Here is an 18,033-nt window from a genome sequence, read left to right as displayed (position 1 = left end):
GGTGACCAAGCTAGAGCATTATCAAATACTTCAAGCGGTTCCCTGCATTAATCTTCTTAGTCTTTATAGACCCTCGGTACACGGTCGCTAATCAAGCAAACCACCTCATAGTTAATGGTGCCACGCTTTTCTGCCACATCTGTCACCGTAATGGTCTCTGCTCCGCTATTTCCAATCAACGCAACCGGCGTGCCAAGGGGATAAGCCTGAGGCAGGCGCACTGTAATTTGGTCCATGGAAACGCGGCCAACAATAGGGCAGCGCTGACCATCAATCAAGACATCAAAGCCCTGCATATCGCGTGTCCAGCCATCTGCATAACCCAAAGGAATAGTGCCAATCCACTCCTGAGACTGGCTAGTGTAGGTGGCTCCATAGCCAACATCTGCTCCAGCCTCTACTTCCTTGACATGTACCAATTCTGAGACCAGCGACAGAGCTGGCTTGAATTCATAAGGAAGTTCTAAAACAGTTCCGCTGGGGTTGAGGCCATAAATGATGTCACCCAGCCGGACGGCATTTAGAACAATCTCACTGTGCCAGAGAGAGGTGGCAGAATTACTAGCGTGAACGAGAGGAGGTACATTGTCCAACTCAGATAAGATCTGATGAAAACGAGCCAGCTGGGCTTCAAACTTATGGTGCTCCGCTTCATCTGCCGTTGCAAAGTGGGTGAAAATCCCCTCTGCGACAGCCCCAGCAGCCTGCAGGCGATGGATTGCCTCCTGAGCTTCCTGACTATCTCGAAAACCAATCCGCCCCATACCAGAGTCAATCTTGATATGAAAGTTCAATCCAGTCAAGTCTTCTTCAGCAGTTAAAGCTAGATCCAACCATTCTAAACTGGCTACGGTCAGAGACACCTTTCCCTTTCTAGCCAGCGGAAGCGCAGCCAGATCTGATACTCCAAGCACCAGAATTTTTTTGCCAATGCCAGCTGAACGCAGCTCCAAGGCTTCATCGATATTAGACACACAAAAGCCATCTACGAGGGGCTCAATATGCCTAGAAACCTCAATAGCTCCGTGGCCATAAGCATTGGCCTTGACAACGGCCCACTTCTCTGTCGTCTGAGGCAGATGGGCACTCAATTGTCTAATATTAAAATCAATGGCAGCTAAATCAATCACTGCCTTGCTGGGTCTATGCAGACTAGCTTTCATCATTTTCCTCCAAAATAACGCTGGCTGTAACTAGGCCAGCAGCATGGCTGAGCGAAATCCAAACCTTGCCAGTAAAAGGTGACCGGCTGAAATAAGGCGCTCCCTGACGGTCATTTAAAATCTCTAAGTCCTGAAACCTGAGTTTACCGATACCGGTTCCCCAAGCTTTAGAAAAAGCCTCCTTGGCAGCCCAACGGCCAGCCAGAAATTCAATTTTCCGTTTGCCGGATAACTCCTCAAAACGAGAAAGCTCCGCCTCTGTCAGCACCTTCTTTGCAAAGCGGGCATTTTTCAGATAGGCTCGCTCAATGGCAGCCAGCTCTTCTATATCAATTCCGTGTCCTTTTATCATATCATTCTCTAGAAAGGCGACAAAACTCAGCTGGGCCGCCAGCTGAGTTCGTCTTCACCCGACAGTTAGTCCTCTTTACAGGTCAAGACTGTCCCTTTCAATTTTCCTTAATTATCTAAATAAAGTGTTGTAAATTTCTTCAATGAGCTGAACTGTATTATCCCAGCCCAGGCAAGGGTCAGTGATAGATTTACCAAAGACTTCCGCCTCATTTTGCCGGCCGTCTTCCAGATAAGACTCAATCATAAAACCACGAACCGCTCTCTTAATCTTTTCGTTCCAATCCCGATTCAGCAAGGTCTGACGCACAATCCTAATCTGTTCCAGATATTGTTTGCCGGAGTTATCGTGATTGGTATCAATGACGATGAAAGGATTCTCCAAGCCCATTTTTTCGTAGTAGGAAATGGCATCCAGCATATTTTCATAGTAGAAATTTGGAATGTTCTTACCGTATTCATTGGTCGCCCCACGCAGAATAACGTGAGCCAAAGGATTCCCAGAGGTTTCTACTTCCTGACCGTGAAAAAGGAAAGTCTGCTTATTTTGCGCCGCATAGACAGCGTTAAACATAACACCCAGATTACCAGAAGTTGGATTTTTCATGCCGACTGGAGCGTCAATACCTGATGCCACAAAGCGGTGCTCCTGGTCTTCAACCGAGCGAGCCCCCACAGCATGATAGCTGACCAAGTCGTCTACCAGCACAAGATTGGACGGATAGAGCATCTCATCAGCCGTCGTCAGACCAGTCTCTGTGATAACACGGTAGTGCAGCTGGCGAACAGCCTGCAAACCATTGATAAGACTAGGTGCTTTAGAAGTATCCGGCTGGTGAACCAAGCCCTTATAACCATCCCCATTGGTCCGCGGCTTAGCAGTATAGACCCGCATGACGATAAAAATCTTATCTGCGACCTTCTTCTGCAGCTCTGACAAACGGCGGGCATACTCCAGCACAGCCTCTTCATTGTCTGATGAGCAAGGACCAATCACCAAGAGAATACGCTCGTCTTCCCCACTGAGAATCTCAGCTAGTTCTTGGTCTCGCTTGTTTTTATGAGCCAAGGCCTGACCAGTCAGCCTGGTTCTGGACTTAATCTGCTCAATGTCAATCTTCTGACCTTTTTCAATAAATGCCATACTATTTTCCTAATGTATCATAAATTTCACGAACTAGCTGTTCTGTATTAGCCCAGCCCAGACAAGGGTCAGTAATGGACTTGCCAAAGACTTCCGGCTCGTCCTGACGACCGTCTTCCAGATAAGACTCAATCATAAAGCCACGTACTGTAGCCTTAATCTTTTCATTCCAGTCACGGTTAATCAGAGTCTGGCGAACGATACGGACCTGCTCCAGATACTGCTTACCAGAGTTATCATGATTGGTGTCAATGATGATAAAGGGATTTTCTAAGCCCATTTTTTCATACTGGGCAATGGTGTCCAGCAGGTTATCATAATAGTAGTTGGGAATATTCTTACCGTATTCATTCAGAGCACCGCGCAAGATTGCATGCGCCAAGGGATTGCCAGATGTTTCTACTTCCTTACCAGCGAATAGGAAACTCTGCTTGTTCTGAGCTGCATAGATGCCGTTAAACATGACATTGAGATTACCAGAAGTCGGATTTTTCAATCCAGTCGGAAGATCCGCTCCACTAGCTACAAATCGGTGCTGCTGGTCTTCGACCGAGCGAGCTCCTACAGCCATGTAAGAAATTAAATCATCTACCAGAGGCAGATTTTCTGGATAGAGCATCTCATCAGCTGTGGTCATGCCTGTCTCGGAAATAACCCGATAGTGCAGATTGCGGACTGCCTTGATGCCGTTAATCAGACTTGGAGCGGCAGTCGCATTGGGCTGATGAATAAGCCCTTTATAGCCATCTCCGTTCGTCCGAGGCTTAGCAGTATAAACCCGCATGACCATGAAAATGCGGTCTTTTACTTCTTCTTGGAGAGCAGTTAGACGCTTGGCATACTCTAGCACCGCTTCTTCGTTATCTGAAGAGCAGGGACCGATAACCAAGAGAATGCGGTCATCTTGACCACGCAGAATTGCTTCCAACTCTCGGTCACGCTTTTCCTTGCGAGCCAACATGTCGCCTTCTAGCTTAGCAAGTTGGCGAACTTCTGCCACATCAATGGGTTGACTAGTTGCTTTAAAGGTCATCTATTCTCCTTCTTTTATGTTTACTTTTTACGGCCGTGGCAGTTCTTGAACTTCTTGCCAGAACCACATGGACAAGGGTCATTTCTCTTTACATTAGACAGGTCTGCATTCTCAGGCATATTTGGCGCCTTGGCAGAGATATTGCGGGTAGCTGTCGTATTGATAGCCCGCTCTGTCCGAGGGCGCTCTTGCTCATGAATCTGCGCTTTCATCATCAGACGAGTCACATCAAACTCAATAGAACCAATCATGTCGTTGAACATACGGAAGCTTTCTGCTTGATATTCGACAACTGGGTTATTTTGTGCATAACCGCGCAGTCCAACAGCATTGCGCAGCTGGTCAAGGGCGTCGATATGGTCAGTCCACTTGCTGTCCACCACGCGCAGAATCAAGACCTTCTGGAATTCACGCACAGCTTCTTCATCTCGCAGCTTAGCAATCTGACTGTCGTAGACTTCCAATGCACGTTCAAACAGATAATCTTTGATTTCTTGGTCAGACTTGCCTTCCAAATCGCTATCAGAAATAGAATCTTCTGAAACTAAGTTATACTTAGCAAAGTTTAAAATCGCTTCAATCTTATCATCCTGATCAGAGTGGCTGCTGCCATCAACAATACGGTTGATAGTCCGCTTAATCATAGCATGGATTTCAGGACTGAGGTCACGGTCAGCAGTAATAACATCATGGCGCTCGGCATAGATAATTTCCCGCTGCTCACGCATCACATCATCATATTGCAAGACTTGTTTCCGCGTATCGTAGTTATTTCCTTCGACACGCTTCTGAGCTGCCTCTACCTGACGGGTCAGCATGCCAGACTTGATAACAGAATCTTCGTCACTAAGGTTCATTCGATCCAAGAGGGCTTTAATGCGCTCTGATCCAAAGCGGCGCATCAGCTCATCTTCCAGTGACAGGTAGAATTGTGACTCACCTGGATCACCCTGACGGCCTGAACGTCCGCGCAGCTGATTATCAATCCGGCGGCTTTCATGGCGCTCTGTACCGATAACACAGAGACCGCCCAGTTCGCGGACACCTTCACCCAACTTGATATCAGTTCCCCGTCCGGCCATATTGGTCGCAATAGTAACCGCACCACGTTGGCCGGCGTTCATGATAATTTGTGCTTCTTTATAGTGGTTTTTCGCATTAAGAACTTCGTGAGGAACTCCAGCTTCTACCAATTTCTTAGAAATATAATCACTGGTTTCAACCGCAACAGTACCAACCAGAACTGGCTGGCCTTTTTCATGACGCTCTTTAACATCCTGAACAACTGCCTTAAACTTAGAATCAATACTTGGGTAGAGCAGGTCAGAATGGTCAATACGTGCTACCGGACGGTTGGTTGGAATCGGAATAACACGAATGTTGTATGTTTCGCGGAACTCTTCTTCCTCCGTCTTAGCTGTACCCGTCATGCCGGACAGCTTCTTATACATACGGAAGAGGTTCTGATAAGTAATGGAAGCAGAAGTTTTTGTTTCTTCCTGAATCGGCACACCTTCTTTGGCTTCAATCGCTTGGTGGAGACCATCAGAGTAACGACGTCCCTCCATTGTCCGACCGGTAAACTGATCGACAATCAGAATTTCCTGATCTTCACTGACCACATAGTCAATATCAAGGAGCATGATGTAGTTAGCTCGCAGAGCATTGTCGATAAAGTGAGTCAGGGCAACATTTTCAATATCGTAGAGATTGTCCAGCTTGAAGTAGCTTTCTGCCTTGTCAATACCTGAGTCAGACAGACCAATCGTCTTAGACTGAACATCGATGATGTAGTCGTCCTTATCCAGAGATTTGACATAGTGGTCAGCCATATGATAAAGCTGGTTGGTATCTGAAGAAACCGGTCCTGAAACAATCAGTGGTGTCCGAGCTTCGTCAATCAGGATTGAGTCCACCTCATCGACCAAGGCATAGTTGAGTGGACGCTGCACCATGTTTTCAGCACGGACTACCATGTTATCACGCAGGTAGTCAAAGCCGATCTCAGCATTGGTTGAATAGGTAATGTCGCAAGCATATGCTTCTTTCTTCTCAGATGGAGACTTAGCTGCCAGATTGATACCAACAGAAAGGCCCAGCCAAGAATAGAGTTCACCCATTTCAGTCGCATCACGCTCAGTCAGATATTCGTTGACTGTGACAACATGCACACCTTTTCCTGCAAGGGCATTTAGGTAAACTGGCATTGTCGCTGTCAAGGTTTTTCCTTCACCGGTACGCATCTCTGGAACGTCACCATGATGGAGAACGATCCCCCCCATAACCTGTACCTTATAAGGGAAAAGACCCAACACACGCTTAGCTCCTTCACGAACAACTGCAAAAGCTTCAAATAAGAGCTGATCTAAAGTTTCACCATCAGCATAGCGTTTCTTGAATTCTTCCGTTTTTGCCTGAAGTTCTTCATCAGACAAAGCTGCCATTTCGTCTTCATAAGCCAAGACCTTGTCAGCCATTTTTTCTAATTTTCTTAATTCACCTTTATCATTTTCAATGATAGTCTTTAAAATATTCGCCATTTTTTTCCTTACTATATAATAATCTTTCTGATTTTTAGAATGTTCTTTTCATTATAGCATGTTTTCCTATATCTTTCAAGAATGAAAAAAGCAAAAAAGCTCCATCAGACTGTGCTTGCAGAACTGGGAGATGGCAGGATATTCGAGGATAATTTGTGCATGATAAACTATGTGCTTTTCAATCTATATTTTCCCCTCTCAGTTTTGAGCAAACTTCAACACCTTAATTGTATCGCATTTGGATTTTTTAAGAGAATCTTCAATTTGCACCTGCATGGCGTGATTTATTGGCTAGAGTCTTATGGAACTAGACGGGCTGATAGTTATATAAACGAAAACCAGCACCTAAAGTGTACTGACTCTAAAAAGTTAGATTTTTGTGTCTAACTTTTGTAGTGTAGTACAGAGGCACTGGTTTTTATATGGGGATACCATTCGTATTTCACTTCCCCTTAGCGGGGAATCAAACTATTGAATCCAATAGTTCAATTCTCCAACAAACTAGCCTTGCCAGTCAGCCGGATAAGTCACATAGATAAAGCGGGCCTTATCTCTGACAGAGAACTGAATGTCGCTGCCTTTAGGGATAAAGAGTACTTCGCCAGGGCCAGCTGTCATGACTTCGTCACCAACGATAATATCAAGACGCCCTTCAATGACATAATCCACTTCATCATAGTCCAGATGCCAAGGGAAAGTTGTCTTTTCCATGGTCATCAGACCCAAGCCCAATCGTGGGCTTTCGTCTAAAGTCAGCAAGTCTCGTGTATAAACTTGATGACTCGCATCACCTGTATCCAAGCGATCTTCTGGACGAACATCTAGACCTGGCAGGGCGATAGAAGCCACTCCTGCCTTACTGACTTTCTTCCCGCCATCTTTAGTGGCTAATTCTTCCAATAAAATCTTACGAACCAATGTTTCTAGGTCAGAACGATTAATATCTGCCATACTTTATACCTCCAAGTCTAAGCTTCCTTCTTCGTTAGGAAGAAAGCCAGTAATACCGCTGTGATACCGCCGACAAATTTACCAATCATCATCGGCACAATCATTTCCGGTTTTTGACCAGCTGTGAAGCCTAGGTGATCTCCGATAACAAAGGAAGCAGATACGGCAAAGGCTACGTTGATAATCTTACCGCGTTTGTCCATATCCTTCATCATCTGGAACATGGCAATGTTATTAGCCAGAGAAGCTACCAAACCAGCTGCACCAACTTCGTTCATTCCTAGGGATTTTCCGATAGCAGAAAGCGGTTTGTTAGCTACCTTGGTAAAGACAGCTACCAGACCAAAGGCTCCAGCCAAGGTCACGGCAATCGTTCCGACAACTTCAAAGGCTTCCTTCAGTGTCTCAGCACCTTTTGGATAGAGGCTGATGAGCCATTCATTACCAGTCAGGAGCTGAGCTGCACCAAAAGCCAAACCAAGCGTTGCCAAGATAACAATAATCTGACCAAACACTTCAAAACCTTTAATCATGGCATTAGGTGCCAAAAGCAATCCTATGAAAATCAGAGCAGATACAATGATAATCGGGATAAGATTGACAACCAAGGTTCCAAAAGGCAGACCTGGCACGAAAATTCCTCCGAGGAGACAGCCAATCGGAACAGTTACCAAACCGTATAGGATTCCACGAGCTAAAAGCGGACGGTCATCTTTTTCGATAATACCCAAGGCAACTGGAATCGTAAAGACGATGGTTGGCCCCATCATAGAGCCCAGTACAAAGGCAGCAAAATTTCCTACCGCCGGATCCTGAGCCAGACTGAGAGCCAGAGGAGCTCCTCCCATATCATTGGCAATGAAGGTTGTCGCAAAGATAGACGGGTCAGCGCCCACCAAGCCATACAAAGGCACGACAATTGGTTTCAAGACATCCGCCAAGAGGGGAGCGATTACCATAATCCCAGCCATAGACAGAGCCAAAGCTCCCATAGCCATGATACCTTCTTCAAATTTTTCACTTAGTCCTAGTTTGCCACCGATACATTTATCCACTGCACCGATCAGCATGAATAGAACCATGATATAAATGATAATTTCATTGATACTCATAACATTACCTTAGTTTCTAATATTCTTCATCACTGTGATAGTCAACCTTGTCAATGATAGCCACAACGACCATATCCACAGGGATATTCGTCTTATTTAGGCTCATCCGGGCAGAACTGCCAGTGGTTACCATTACTTGGTCTCCTTCGCCTGCACCGATGCAGTCGGCCACAATAAGCAGAGCTGGGTCACTTTGATGTTCATTTAGCTGCCGTTCGACCACTAAAAATTTCAAACCATTTAAATTTTCGTCTTTTCTAGTCGCCCAAAGACTTCCTTTTACTTTACCAACAAACATCTCTACCCACTCCTTTATTCTATGATTTCTATTTTTTGACGTTTTAGATAATCTCTCGCCAAGGCTGTCACAATCATTCCTTTTTCTATTTTAAAGCTTCCGCTTTCAGGTAAGCCCATCTCTCTCAGCCTCTTCTCTGTCAGCAAAACTGGCTTGCCCGGAGCCTTAGTCTTCGAGCTGACTTCTTCTGCCACCGCCCGTTTCACTTCCGGACGAGGCTCTTCAGCCTGATTGCTTTCTAGGAGTGCTAAGAGCTGGCCTTCTTTATAAAATTGCAGACCGTATCGAACCAGCTTTTCGTGCTGTCCCTGCAGTTCCTGATACAAGTGCACCTTAGAAGATTGCTTGTACTGTTGAATAGCAAAGGCGTTTTCTGATACGAGGACTTTTTTGCCTTTCAAAAGACTCTTTAAAATGACTGCTTCCTCCACCGCTAAAGGGCAAAGGGATGAGAGTCTTAGAAAAGCATCAAAACCAAGTGACTCAACAACAACAATCTCTGCTGTGCAAGAATCTTTTACAACTTGAAAGCCTTCCCCTTCTAATAAGTCAGGAATCTTATCGCCTCCAATGACGTATACTGAAGGTTTCTGAGGCTTTTTCTTCAACTTTTCCATCAGGCGGTCTGTAATCAAATCTACTAAATGATCTAGATTTTCCATTCTTTACCTACCTTTTATTTGCTCATACGACTTATTTTTTAATAATCCGTCCGCGTGTTCCTTTTTTGAAACCACAGGCATTGGCTTCATCGTAGTCAATATGCATATAAGTCGCAAATTTAGGACTAACACGGATGACCACATCATCAAATATCAGCGGACGAGCTCCTTCTACTCTGACTTGTACAATCTCGTGATTTTTTACATTCAGACGTTCGGCATCTTCCGGTGTCATATGAACATGACGCTTAGCTACGATCAGGCCCTTATCCAGACAAACTGCCTTGTCTCCATGAGCCAAGATGACACCCGGTGTTCCTTCGATATCACCACTTTCGCGAATGGGTGCCTTGGTGCCCAGCTGCAAACAGTCTGTCAAGGAAACTTCTACCTGAGAATGTTTGCGAACAGGTCCCAGAATAACCACATTGTGAAAAGCGCCTTTTGGACCGACAACTGTCAGCCTTTCCTGACTAGCGAACTGGCCTGGCTGTGATAGGTCTTTTGCTTTTGTTAATTGATAGTTGGGACCAAACAAGGCTTCCAAATCTTCCTGACTCAAATGGACATGACGTCCGCTCGCTTCTACCTCAAATGACCCCTGCAATTCTTCCTGAACTTTATCAATTACTTTATTTACCAAATTTTCTAAAGTCATTGCTGTTCTTCTTTCTCTTGTTATTAGCTTGCTATCAACCAGAGCAAGACTTCAATTGATTTTAATAATTGAGAAACCTTACAAGCAAATTGATCTCTGTCACCATCAGCAGCCTGCTCCAATTCTTTGCGCAGGAGAGTCGTTTCGATATAGGTTTCATAGCAATTCAGCTGCCAAGTCGGCTCTTGATAACTCATCATAACCGTTTCTTGATCGAGCTGTCGACTGACCCGAATGGCCTGCAATTCTGCATTGCTAGGCAGGTCTGTCTGGTAATCAGAAATATCATCCAGAATATGATGGCCGACGATTTGTTCTACTATGTTCAATAGTTGGCCAACTTGCTCACACTTTTCATCCTGAAAAGCCTGATGCAATTCTCTCTGGTTCTTCAAAAAGCAAGTATAAAGTTTAGTCAGTCTAAATAGTCGTGGATACACAGCAGAGTCCTCAAGGTTTGTAATCGGCACCCTGATAGCATCAGCAGCTGAGGCTGTTTTCCCTTTGGTCTGACCTGAAGAAATAATTCGAATATGGTGATCATTGAGAAAACCTCTGGCTGCTGGCGTCAGTTTTTCATCTTTGTTTAATTCAAAGACACCGTTATCAGCGAGAACGGATTCTCTATAAAGCTTTCTAATCTTAGCTTCTGTAAAAACTGACATGTATTCACATCCTTCTACTCCGTTGATACTCTGTGAAAATCAATCTGATACTCTCTGAAAATCAACATTTCTGTCTAGTATCGGGCTGCTGCCCATAAGCTTCATTTTCACTGAGTATTCTATTTACCTCAGGGCCTGTATCAGGCCTAAACGCTACAATACAGGCCCTTTCAGCAAATATTTATCTGTCCCAGATTATTTGGGCAGAATGACTTCCACTTCAGCATGTGGACGTGGAATTACGTGAACTGAAATCAATTCACCAACATTTTCAGCTGCAGCTGCTCCAGCATCTGTCGCTGCTTTGACTGCGCCGACATCACCACGAACCATTACAGTTACCAAACCAGCACCGACTTGTTCTTTACCAATCAAAGTTACGTTAGCCGCTTTGACCATTGCATCAGCTGCTTCAATTGCGCCGACGAGTCCTTTTGTTTCTACCATTCCTAATGCATTTGCGTTTGCCATGTTTATTTCCTCCGATTATTTTCTTGTTTTTAATTTTATCCGAAAGTCTGTAATCTTATTCTTGATGAGGCAAGATTACTTCCACTTCAGCATGTGGACGTGGGATTACGTGAACTGAAATCAATTCACCAACGATTTCAGCTGCAGCTGCTCCAGCATCTGTCGCTGCTTTGACTGCACCGACATCACCACGAACCAAGACTGTTACCAATCCAGCGCCGACTTGTTCTTTACCAACTAAAGTTACGTTAGCGGCTTTGACCATTGCATCAGCTGCTTCGATTGCGCCGACAAGTCCTCTTGTTTCTACCATTCCTAATGCATTTGCGTTTGCCATGATTGTATCCTCCAATTATAATGTTTAATATTGACTATTTTAGTTTTTCCAATACGCGTTGAACCAACAAGGTTACCAGTTCTTCTTCGTTTGATCCGTCAACTGCTACTGCTTTTGGTTCTTCCACTGCCATATTTTCTGCTTGTCGCAGGTCTGACAGTTCTGATGTACCATAAGCTACACGACGGATATTGAAGAGATTGAGTGGGCTGACATTATCAGATGTCGCGCTGCCACCCACTGCTCCACAACCCAAAGTAAAGGCTGGGAAGAGACCAGTCGTTGCACCGACACCACCCAGGGCTGCTGGCGTATTGATCAGCAGACGAGATACTGGTTTTTTCAGTGCAAATTCACGAATAATTTCTTCGTTTTGACTGTGAATAGCAAGAGTGTGGCCTGCACCTTCATGATGCAAGATCTTAATACTCAGCTCACAAGCTTCCAACCAGTCCTTGACAGTGTAGAAGCCTAAGACTGGAGCCAGTTTTTCCATAGAATATGGATACTGCTTACCGACGCCTGTTTCTTCTGCAATCAAGACCCTAGCATCAGCTGGAACTGAAATACCAGCTAACTCAGCAATCACTTGCGGTGTTTTACCAACCATCTTCGGATTCATTGCGCCACTCGGCTGGATAATGAAGGAGCCTAATTTCTTAGCATCTTCTGCTGGAACAAAGTAAGCACCTTGTTTCTTGAACTCTGCTACAACCTTTTCCTTCATATCTTCTTCGACGATGATAGACTGCTCAGATGCACAAATCACACCATTGTCAAAGGTTTTAGAATCCAAAATCTGACGAACTGCTTTTGGCACATCTGCTGTTCTTTCGATGAAGGCTGGACCATTACCAGGACCTACACCGATTGCTGGTGTACCAGATGAGTAAGCTGCTTTGACCATGGCATTTCCACCAGTCGCCAAAATCAGATTTGTATCCTTGTGTCGCATCAACTCATTTGTAGCTGCGATGGATACCCGATGAATCGCACTGATGGCTCCATCCGGACAGCCAGCTGACTTAGCAGCTTTCTTGATGATTTCCACCGTTTCCTCAATACACTTAAGAGCATTTGGGTGAGGAGAGAAGACGATACTGTTTCCTGCCTTCAAAGCGATCAAAGCCTTATACATAACCGTTGAGGTCGGGTTGGTTGATGGAATCAAGCCAGCAATGACACCGACTGGAACTCCAACTTCCAAGACTTTCTTTTCCTTGTCTTCGCTGAGAACCCCAACCGTTTTCATATCCTTGATTTCTTCAAGAATACCTTTGGAAGCAAGAGCATTTTTCAACACCTTGTCTTCCCAGCGGCCAAAGCCAGTTTCCTGAGCCGCCATTTTAGCTAGGCGTTCACGCTCATCATAACAAGCTTTCGCTACTACTTTTACAATGGTATCAATTTGCTCTTGGCTCATTTTAGCAAGTTCTGCTTGGGCTTTCTTTGCATCCCGAATCAAATTCCTTACTTCCTGAATCGATACCAAATCTTTATCTTCTAAAAACATCCGCAATTACTCCTCTCCTATTGTTTCCATCAAAGTCTCAACGAGAAGTTTCTTGTTGGCAAATTTGATTTCTTTCTTGCTGAGACGGATACCTTCTTGATGATAGGCAAGGCTGCGTAGTTCGACGACTTTTAGTTTTTCCAGTCCTTCTCTGGTGTAGGTCCTTGTCTCTCCTTCAAGCTTCTCTGCTGGTTCAGCCTTAGTTTCCTTTACAGGCTGAGGCTTTTCTTCGATTTTTTCTGAAGGGATTGTTTCCGCCGTAGAAGCAATCTCTTTTTTAGCTGTTTTACTATTTCTCTTTGGTACAAAGAGAAGGTCTGTCTGGTTATCCAACCTAGAAATTACATGGCTGGCCAGATAGTAAGGTTTATCCTGTACCAACTCAACTGCTGCATCAACCGCTGAGCGGACTGCACTGACATCGCCTATCAATTGAACCGTATTCAAACCAGCTTTGACCGTTTCAATATTAAGCAATGATACATTGGCAGCCTTCAAAGCCGCATCTGCCGCAACTACAGCACCTAGATAACCTTTTACTTCAATTAAACCTAGTGCTCTATCTGCCATTTAATCAACTCCTAATCAATAACTTTTAGGATCATTTGCTACTGCGATAACTGCATTCGCAAATGCGTCGCAGGCAGCTCGGCATGCTGACTGTGATCCGACCAGAAGTCCGCCGGCAAAGTTGGTTTCACTTGGTGGTCCGTAGAAGGCTCCAACCTGCACATCAGCCGCTTTCAAAGCCGCATCTAGTGCCACCATAGCTTCACCCGGTGGAGCAATCAAGTAAGCAATCGCTGTTCCTTCTTCTGCATTAGCCCCCTCTGACAGGTAAGAACCTGCACGAGAGATACAATGAGCAAAATAAGGAATACTGTCATCATCATTGGCACTGTAGAAGCTAGCCCCATTTTCGATTTCATAGACTGCTACATCCAGACCGCTGCGAACTTCTTCTGGGTTTGGACCAGCCAAGATACCGATGACTTCACCAGCCAGCTTAGTTGAAGCGTTGCCTGCACCAGCATACATACTGCGAGCATAGACCACTTCGACATCTGCTGCCTTGGTTGCTTCATCCAAGGCTACATAAGTGACATCATCACAGTCAGAAGTGATAATTCCCAGGCTTCTGTGATGTGGTTTCAGCTCCAAAGAAGCTGCCAAACCTGCATCCACGTTTGAAATCAGAAGGGCACTTAATACATTTGCACCTAATCGATCATTTTTCAAAGCCACTACCTCCTATTATTTCAAATCAATTCCTGATTTCTTATTATCAAGAATCTTCTTAATGATTTCTGCTACATAGGCTCCAGCTTCAACGGCTGGTGTTCCGCCTTTATGAATATTGGAAACAACGGTCCGTTTCGCTTCTGGCATACCAACTGTTGGCTTGTAAGCCAGATAAGCACTCATAGACTCAGCTGTTACCAGACCTGGACGCTCACCGACCAGCATACAGATAACTTCTGCTCCAGTCAGTTCTGCGATTTGGTCCATAGCTGCAACCCGAGCATGCTTGATAAAGAGTACTTCACCAAAGTCCAGTCCGAACATTTTCAGACCTTGCTTCAGAGCTGGCAGGAAGTCTTTGACGTTAGCCTCGATAGCTGATGAGCTAAGACCATCACCAACGACAATCTGAACTTTGGCATTAGGTTTGCATTTTTCCTTGATAATCGCCTGCTGATCTTCAGGGAAGACCCGGCCAAAATCTGGACGTGTCAAATATTCATCTTTAGTAGTCGCCTTAGTCTGTACAGGAATGAAGCCCATTTCCTTGATAAAGTCATCTGAGACATAGGAGAAGACCGCATCCTGAGCTGCCGCATGGTCTGCACGGAAACGCAAAACACTTTGTGTTTTGTAGCGATCGCCTGCCCGCCATAAGCCCAGACGTGCCGGAGTAAATTTCTTAATCTTCCGGTAGGCTTCTTCATTGATGGCATTTGGAACCAAGAACTGCTCCTGAATATCTACTTCTGTTATATCCGGAATAATGCCATCTTCAATCACCGAAGTGTCTTGTTTAACTTCTTCCTGCAGAGAAACCGCAGGTTTTTCAGCTTTGTTCTGGTCAGTCGCTGCTGTTTCTTTAACAGCTGAGTCGCCGCCCATCTCATTTAACAATGAGCGAATCATTTCTTTTAATTGCAATTCATCCACAATGATTTCCTCCTTGCTAATTTGATTTCATAAAGATGGAGCCGTCTCCGCCGATTTCTGTCAGGTGACCATCTTCCATCAAGCCCATCTTTTCCATCCACTCTTCAAATTCCTTAATCGGACGTTTGTTGAGAAGTGAGCGCATGGTTGCTGTTTCATGGTAACCAGTTGTTTGATAGTTAAGCATGATATCGTCACCATGAGGAATCGCCATGATGTAGTTAACATTGGCTGCTCCGAGAAGAACCAAGAGATTTTCAGCGTCGTTTTGGTCAGCTTTCATGTGGTTAGTGTAGCAGATATCACAACCCATTGAGATACCAGTCAGTTTGCCCATGAAGTGGTCTTCCAAACCAGCACGGATAACCTGCTTAGAATCATAAAGATACTCAGGTCCGATGAATCCAACAACGGTATTTACCAAGAATGGATCGAAGCGTTTAGCGAAACCATAACAACGAGCTTCCATAGTCACTTGGTCTGCTCCATGGTGAGCATCAGATGAAAGTTCAGAACCTTGACCTGTTTCAAAGTACATGACATTCGGTCCAGCAGCTGTTCCCACTTTCAGAGCTGTATCCCAAGCTTCTTGAATGATTTTAGCATCAAAACCAAAGGCTTCATTTCCTTTTTCAGATCCAGCGATAGACTGGAAGACCAATCCTGTCGGAGCACCTTGATTCATGGCTTCTATCTGAGTAGTAACGTGAGCTAGCACACAGTGCTGAGTTGGAATCTTGTACTCTTCGATGAAGTCGTTAAACTTATGCAAGACGCGTTTGGTACTTTCTACTGAGTCATCTACTGGGTTCAATCCTAAGAGAGCATCCCCACATCCATAAGCAAAACCTTCCATAGTAGAAGCCATGATACCGTCTGGATCATCTGTGGTATGGTTTGGTTGAAGACGAGAAGAGAAGGTTCCTGGCATACCAATCGTTGTATTGGCATGTTTGGTAATGACAATCTTATTGGCAGCGACAATCAAGTCCAAGTTGGTCATCAACTTAGCAACCGCTGCTACCATTTCAGAAGTCAACCCACGAGACAGCCACTGAATGTCTACGTTCTTAGTCTTGTTATCCAAGATCCATTCACGCAGTTCTTCTACTGTCCAATTCTTAATCTTTTCGTAAGTACGAAGATTGACATCGTCAATGATAATCCGTGTTACCTCATCTTCTTCATAAGGCACTACCGGATTATTGAACAAATCAGACAGTTTTAGCTGAGCTAGTACAACCTTAGCAGCGACACGCTCTTCGGCAGATTCTGCTGCTACTCCGGCTAGCTGATCTCCGGATTTGTACTCATTGGCTTTGGCCAGCACTTCTTTTACGGATTTAAATTCGTAAAGCCGACCAAACAATTTTGTTTTCAAAATCATGGATTACTTCCTCCTTTGTGTAAATAAAAGTTTAATTAAACACCAATGTTTTCACGACAATCGGTAGGACCGAGCCTTCAATGACTGGATTACCAATATCGATATAGTCACCATTTTGAACATCCACTGAGTCAATGCAGACAAATGGATAATCCTTAGGTAATTGAGCAAAGAGACATTGACCTAGAACTTTGGCCATATCTTCTCTGACCACCACTAGCAGCGGGATTTTCTTTTCAATGCTTTCACTCATTCCCTTGACAATAGCCTCTGCATATTCCAAAACCCGGGCGAAGCTTGGGCTTTTTTCTCCATTGATAGCCAAAGCCACCTGCTGGACTTCATTTTCCAGTGTGAACCAGGCCACCTTGTCCTTGATAATCTGCTGCAGCCCCTCCTTGTCCTCATGCTCATCAGAAGCAGCCAGTTTGAGAACTGGAATGTTCTTAATAGGGAGGATATCAGAGATGTAGGTAATGGTACTGCCGCTGACATCGGTCGTATGGCTGCCCGCTCCAACAACGGTTGCCCGGATGGTCTCAGCTGACTGGATGACTTTCTTTTGATCAAAAATCTTGGATTTTCTCAGCGCCCTGCCTAGCAAGATACCGATATCCCCATAGCGGAAATCATCCGCCGAGGTCGTTTCCAAGTATATTCCATCAGCTACACCACCAGAGAAAGATACGCAGTGGAGATCATAGTTCAACTTGAGACCGTGGTTGGTCTGTAGGAGCTCATAGTAAGGACTGTGATTGTCAATTCCTACAGACTGTTCTAATACGGAGACCATTTCTTGAATCAGTCGATCCAAATCAGCCCGATGGACTGTTTCACCAACTGCCAGCTGAAGCCCCTGCTCTGCAATGATAGTCTGCAGTTTTGGAGCAATATAGCTAATCCGCTGGGTCTGCGGATCCATCTTTATCAGCCGACCTCCGATATCAAAACACCCTGTATCAATCACATCTCCTTCTCGGAAGACCGCCAGATTGGAAGTCCCCCCACCAATATCAATGTTGACCACTGATGTATGATGCTCTTGAGAATACTGATGGCTGCAGGCCCCTTTACCAGCGATGATACTCTCAAGGTCTGGGCCAGCCGTCGCAACGACAAAGTCACCAGCGTAGCCACTCAGTGCTTGAAGCACCTGACTGGCATTTTCCTTGCGAGCCGTCTCACCAGTAATGATGACTGCTCCCATCTGAATATCTTTTTTCTGAATGCCTGCTTTCGCATACTCATTCAGAACAAAGTTTTTGATCTTATCCACCTCGATCAAGAGTTGATCCGAAATTGGTGTGAAGATAATTTCACTTTTATAAAGAACTTTTTTATCTGTAATATAGACACGAGGAATAGTAAACACAGAAGCAATATTCTCGATGGTAAGCTCTGACAAGATCAGCTGTGTAGTGGCTGTCCCGATATCGAGCCCCACACTCAAAATTTTATCTGACATACTAAAAACCTCCAAAAAAAGACGCTCAAAGCAATGCAAACAAACAGAGTTCATTTACATTCTTCAAGCGTCATTGCTTTTTTCGACTGACATCATTGTTAGTCTGGT

19 protein-coding genes are annotated in these 18,033 nt (G+C 44.8%); all 19 read right to left on the bottom strand.

What is annotated here, in order from left to right; genetic code table 11:
- Positions 1-56: 56 nt before the first annotated feature.
- The 19 genes from alr to eutA all read right to left on the bottom strand — a co-directional run bounded on the left by alr (position 57) and on the right by eutA (position 17,925).
- Positions 57-1,163, bottom strand: a complete 1,107-nt coding sequence (alr, locus tag HMPREF9380_RS08410) for an alanine racemase (RefSeq protein ID WP_032907189.1) — start codon at positions 1,161-1,163, stop codon at positions 57-59.
- Positions 1,153-1,515 carry a holo-ACP synthase gene (gene acpS / locus HMPREF9380_RS08415; RefSeq protein WP_002896329.1) on the bottom strand — a complete coding sequence of 121 codons (363 nt, stop codon included), beginning with the start codon at positions 1,513-1,515 and terminating at the stop codon, positions 1,153-1,155. Before acpS ends, alr begins: the two co-directional genes overlap by 11 nt.
- Before the next feature lie 111 nt (positions 1,516-1,626).
- A complete protein-coding gene (locus HMPREF9380_RS08420) occupies positions 1,627-2,658 on the bottom strand; it encodes a 3-deoxy-7-phosphoheptulonate synthase (protein ID WP_002932335.1) in 1,032 nt (343 codons plus the stop codon).
- A 1-nt stretch (position 2,659) separates the two neighbouring features.
- On the bottom strand, positions 2,660-3,691 hold the full coding sequence (locus HMPREF9380_RS08425; protein ID WP_002932333.1) for a 3-deoxy-7-phosphoheptulonate synthase: 1,032 nt from the start codon (positions 3,689-3,691) through the stop codon (positions 2,660-2,662).
- A gap of 20 nt (positions 3,692-3,711) precedes the next feature.
- Complete coding sequence (gene secA, locus HMPREF9380_RS08430; RefSeq protein ID WP_002932331.1) at positions 3,712-6,231, bottom strand: preprotein translocase subunit SecA; 2,520 nt, start codon at positions 6,229-6,231, stop codon at positions 3,712-3,714.
- 501 nt (positions 6,232-6,732) lie between these two features.
- Entirely contained in the window at positions 6,733-7,182 is a 450-nt protein-coding gene (locus HMPREF9380_RS08435; RefSeq protein ID WP_002896350.1) for a cupin domain-containing protein, read from the bottom strand.
- 17 nt (positions 7,183-7,199) lie between these two features.
- On the bottom strand, positions 7,200-8,294 hold the full coding sequence (locus tag HMPREF9380_RS08440; protein WP_002896353.1) for an ethanolamine utilization protein EutH: 1,095 nt from the start codon (positions 8,292-8,294) through the stop codon (positions 7,200-7,202).
- 16 nt (positions 8,295-8,310) lie between these two features.
- Entirely contained in the window at positions 8,311-8,592 is a 282-nt protein-coding gene (locus HMPREF9380_RS08445; protein ID WP_002896356.1) for a EutN/CcmL family microcompartment protein, read from the bottom strand.
- A 14-nt stretch (positions 8,593-8,606) separates the two neighbouring features.
- A complete protein-coding gene (locus HMPREF9380_RS08450) occupies positions 8,607-9,254 on the bottom strand; it encodes a hypothetical protein (protein ID WP_002932325.1) in 648 nt (215 codons plus the stop codon).
- A gap of 31 nt (positions 9,255-9,285) precedes the next feature.
- Positions 9,286-9,912 carry an ethanolamine utilization phosphate acetyltransferase EutD gene (eutD, locus tag HMPREF9380_RS08455; protein WP_002896361.1) on the bottom strand — a complete coding sequence of 209 codons (627 nt, stop codon included), beginning with the start codon at positions 9,910-9,912 and terminating at the stop codon, positions 9,286-9,288.
- A gap of 23 nt (positions 9,913-9,935) precedes the next feature.
- The gene (locus HMPREF9380_RS08460; RefSeq protein ID WP_002896366.1) at positions 9,936-10,577 is read right to left on the bottom strand and encodes a hypothetical protein; all 642 of its coding nucleotides are present in this window, start codon (positions 10,575-10,577) and stop codon (positions 9,936-9,938) included.
- Between the two features lie 195 nt (positions 10,578-10,772).
- Positions 10,773-11,048: a propanediol utilization microcompartment protein PduA gene (pduA, locus tag HMPREF9380_RS08465; RefSeq protein WP_002896373.1), complete on the bottom strand. Its 276-nt coding sequence runs from the start codon at positions 11,046-11,048 to the stop codon at positions 10,773-10,775.
- A 55-nt stretch (positions 11,049-11,103) separates the two neighbouring features.
- Positions 11,104-11,385, bottom strand: a complete 282-nt coding sequence (locus tag HMPREF9380_RS08470; RefSeq protein ID WP_002932323.1) for a BMC domain-containing protein — start codon at positions 11,383-11,385, stop codon at positions 11,104-11,106.
- A 34-nt stretch (positions 11,386-11,419) separates the two neighbouring features.
- The gene (locus HMPREF9380_RS08475) at positions 11,420-12,898 is read right to left on the bottom strand and encodes an acetaldehyde dehydrogenase (acetylating) (RefSeq protein ID WP_002901059.1); all 1,479 of its coding nucleotides are present in this window, start codon (positions 12,896-12,898) and stop codon (positions 11,420-11,422) included.
- 6 nt (positions 12,899-12,904) lie between these two features.
- On the bottom strand, positions 12,905-13,468 hold the full coding sequence (locus tag HMPREF9380_RS08480; RefSeq protein ID WP_002903904.1) for a BMC domain-containing protein: 564 nt from the start codon (positions 13,466-13,468) through the stop codon (positions 12,905-12,907).
- Between the two features lie 15 nt (positions 13,469-13,483).
- Positions 13,484-14,137, bottom strand: coding sequence for an ethanolamine utilization microcompartment protein EutL (eutL, locus tag HMPREF9380_RS08485; RefSeq protein WP_009659835.1), 654 nt, complete (start codon positions 14,135-14,137; stop codon positions 13,484-13,486).
- A gap of 15 nt (positions 14,138-14,152) precedes the next feature.
- Complete coding sequence (gene eutC / locus HMPREF9380_RS08490) at positions 14,153-15,073, bottom strand: ethanolamine ammonia-lyase subunit EutC (RefSeq protein WP_002919542.1); 921 nt, start codon at positions 15,071-15,073, stop codon at positions 14,153-14,155.
- 16 nt (positions 15,074-15,089) lie between these two features.
- Complete coding sequence (locus HMPREF9380_RS08495; protein ID WP_002903902.1) at positions 15,090-16,460, bottom strand: ethanolamine ammonia-lyase subunit EutB; 1,371 nt, start codon at positions 16,458-16,460, stop codon at positions 15,090-15,092.
- A gap of 31 nt (positions 16,461-16,491) precedes the next feature.
- Positions 16,492-17,925 (bottom strand): ethanolamine ammonia-lyase reactivating factor EutA, encoded by a 1,434-nt coding sequence (gene eutA, locus HMPREF9380_RS08500; protein WP_002922089.1) that lies wholly within the window; start codon positions 17,923-17,925, stop codon positions 16,492-16,494.
- Between the last annotated feature and the right edge of the window lie 108 nt (positions 17,926-18,033).

The sequence above is a fragment of the Streptococcus sanguinis SK49 genome (assembly GCF_000212815.1).
In the GTDB taxonomy this organism is placed as follows: domain Bacteria; phylum Bacillota; class Bacilli; order Lactobacillales; family Streptococcaceae; genus Streptococcus; species Streptococcus sanguinis_C.
The sequence above is the reverse complement of the archived record's forward strand: the minus strand, read 5'-3'. Positions and strand labels throughout refer to the sequence as shown.

Bases quoted from the DNA above. Each gene is read 5' to 3' on its own strand.
- alr (WP_032907189.1), bottom strand. From the start codon at position 1,163: ATGAAAGCTAGTCTGCATAGACCCAGCAAGGCAGTGATTGATTTAGCT.
- acpS (WP_002896329.1), bottom strand. From the start codon at position 1,515: ATGATAAAAGGACACGGAATTGATATAGAAGAGCTGGCTGCCATTGAG.
- HMPREF9380_RS08420 (WP_002932335.1), bottom strand. From the start codon at position 2,658: ATGGCATTTATTGAAAAAGGTCAGAAGATTGACATTGAGCAGATTAAG.
- HMPREF9380_RS08425 (WP_002932333.1), bottom strand. From the start codon at position 3,691: ATGACCTTTAAAGCAACTAGTCAACCCATTGATGTGGCAGAAGTTCGC.
- secA (WP_002932331.1), bottom strand. From the start codon at position 6,231: ATGGCGAATATTTTAAAGACTATCATTGAAAATGATAAAGGTGAATTA.
- HMPREF9380_RS08435 (WP_002896350.1), bottom strand. From the start codon at position 7,182: ATGGCAGATATTAATCGTTCTGACCTAGAAACATTGGTTCGTAAGATT.
- HMPREF9380_RS08440 (WP_002896353.1), bottom strand. From the start codon at position 8,294: ATGAGTATCAATGAAATTATCATTTATATCATGGTTCTATTCATGCTG.
- HMPREF9380_RS08445 (WP_002896356.1), bottom strand. From the start codon at position 8,592: ATGTTTGTTGGTAAAGTAAAAGGAAGTCTTTGGGCGACTAGAAAAGAC.
- HMPREF9380_RS08450 (WP_002932325.1), bottom strand. From the start codon at position 9,254: ATGGAAAATCTAGATCATTTAGTAGATTTGATTACAGACCGCCTGATG.
- eutD (WP_002896361.1), bottom strand. From the start codon at position 9,912: ATGACTTTAGAAAATTTGGTAAATAAAGTAATTGATAAAGTTCAGGAA.
- HMPREF9380_RS08460 (WP_002896366.1), bottom strand. From the start codon at position 10,577: ATGTCAGTTTTTACAGAAGCTAAGATTAGAAAGCTTTATAGAGAATCC.
- pduA (WP_002896373.1), bottom strand. From the start codon at position 11,048: ATGGCAAACGCAAATGCATTAGGAATGGTAGAAACAAAAGGACTCGTC.
- HMPREF9380_RS08470 (WP_002932323.1), bottom strand. From the start codon at position 11,385: ATGGCAAACGCAAATGCATTAGGAATGGTAGAAACAAGAGGACTTGTC.
- HMPREF9380_RS08475 (WP_002901059.1), bottom strand. From the start codon at position 12,898: ATGTTTTTAGAAGATAAAGATTTGGTATCGATTCAGGAAGTAAGGAAT.
- HMPREF9380_RS08480 (WP_002903904.1), bottom strand. From the start codon at position 13,468: ATGGCAGATAGAGCACTAGGTTTAATTGAAGTAAAAGGTTATCTAGGT.
- HMPREF9380_RS08495 (WP_002903902.1), bottom strand. From the start codon at position 16,460: ATGATTTTGAAAACAAAATTGTTTGGTCGGCTTTACGAATTTAAATCC.
- eutA (WP_002922089.1), bottom strand. From the start codon at position 17,925: ATGTCAGATAAAATTTTGAGTGTGGGGCTCGATATCGGGACAGCCACT.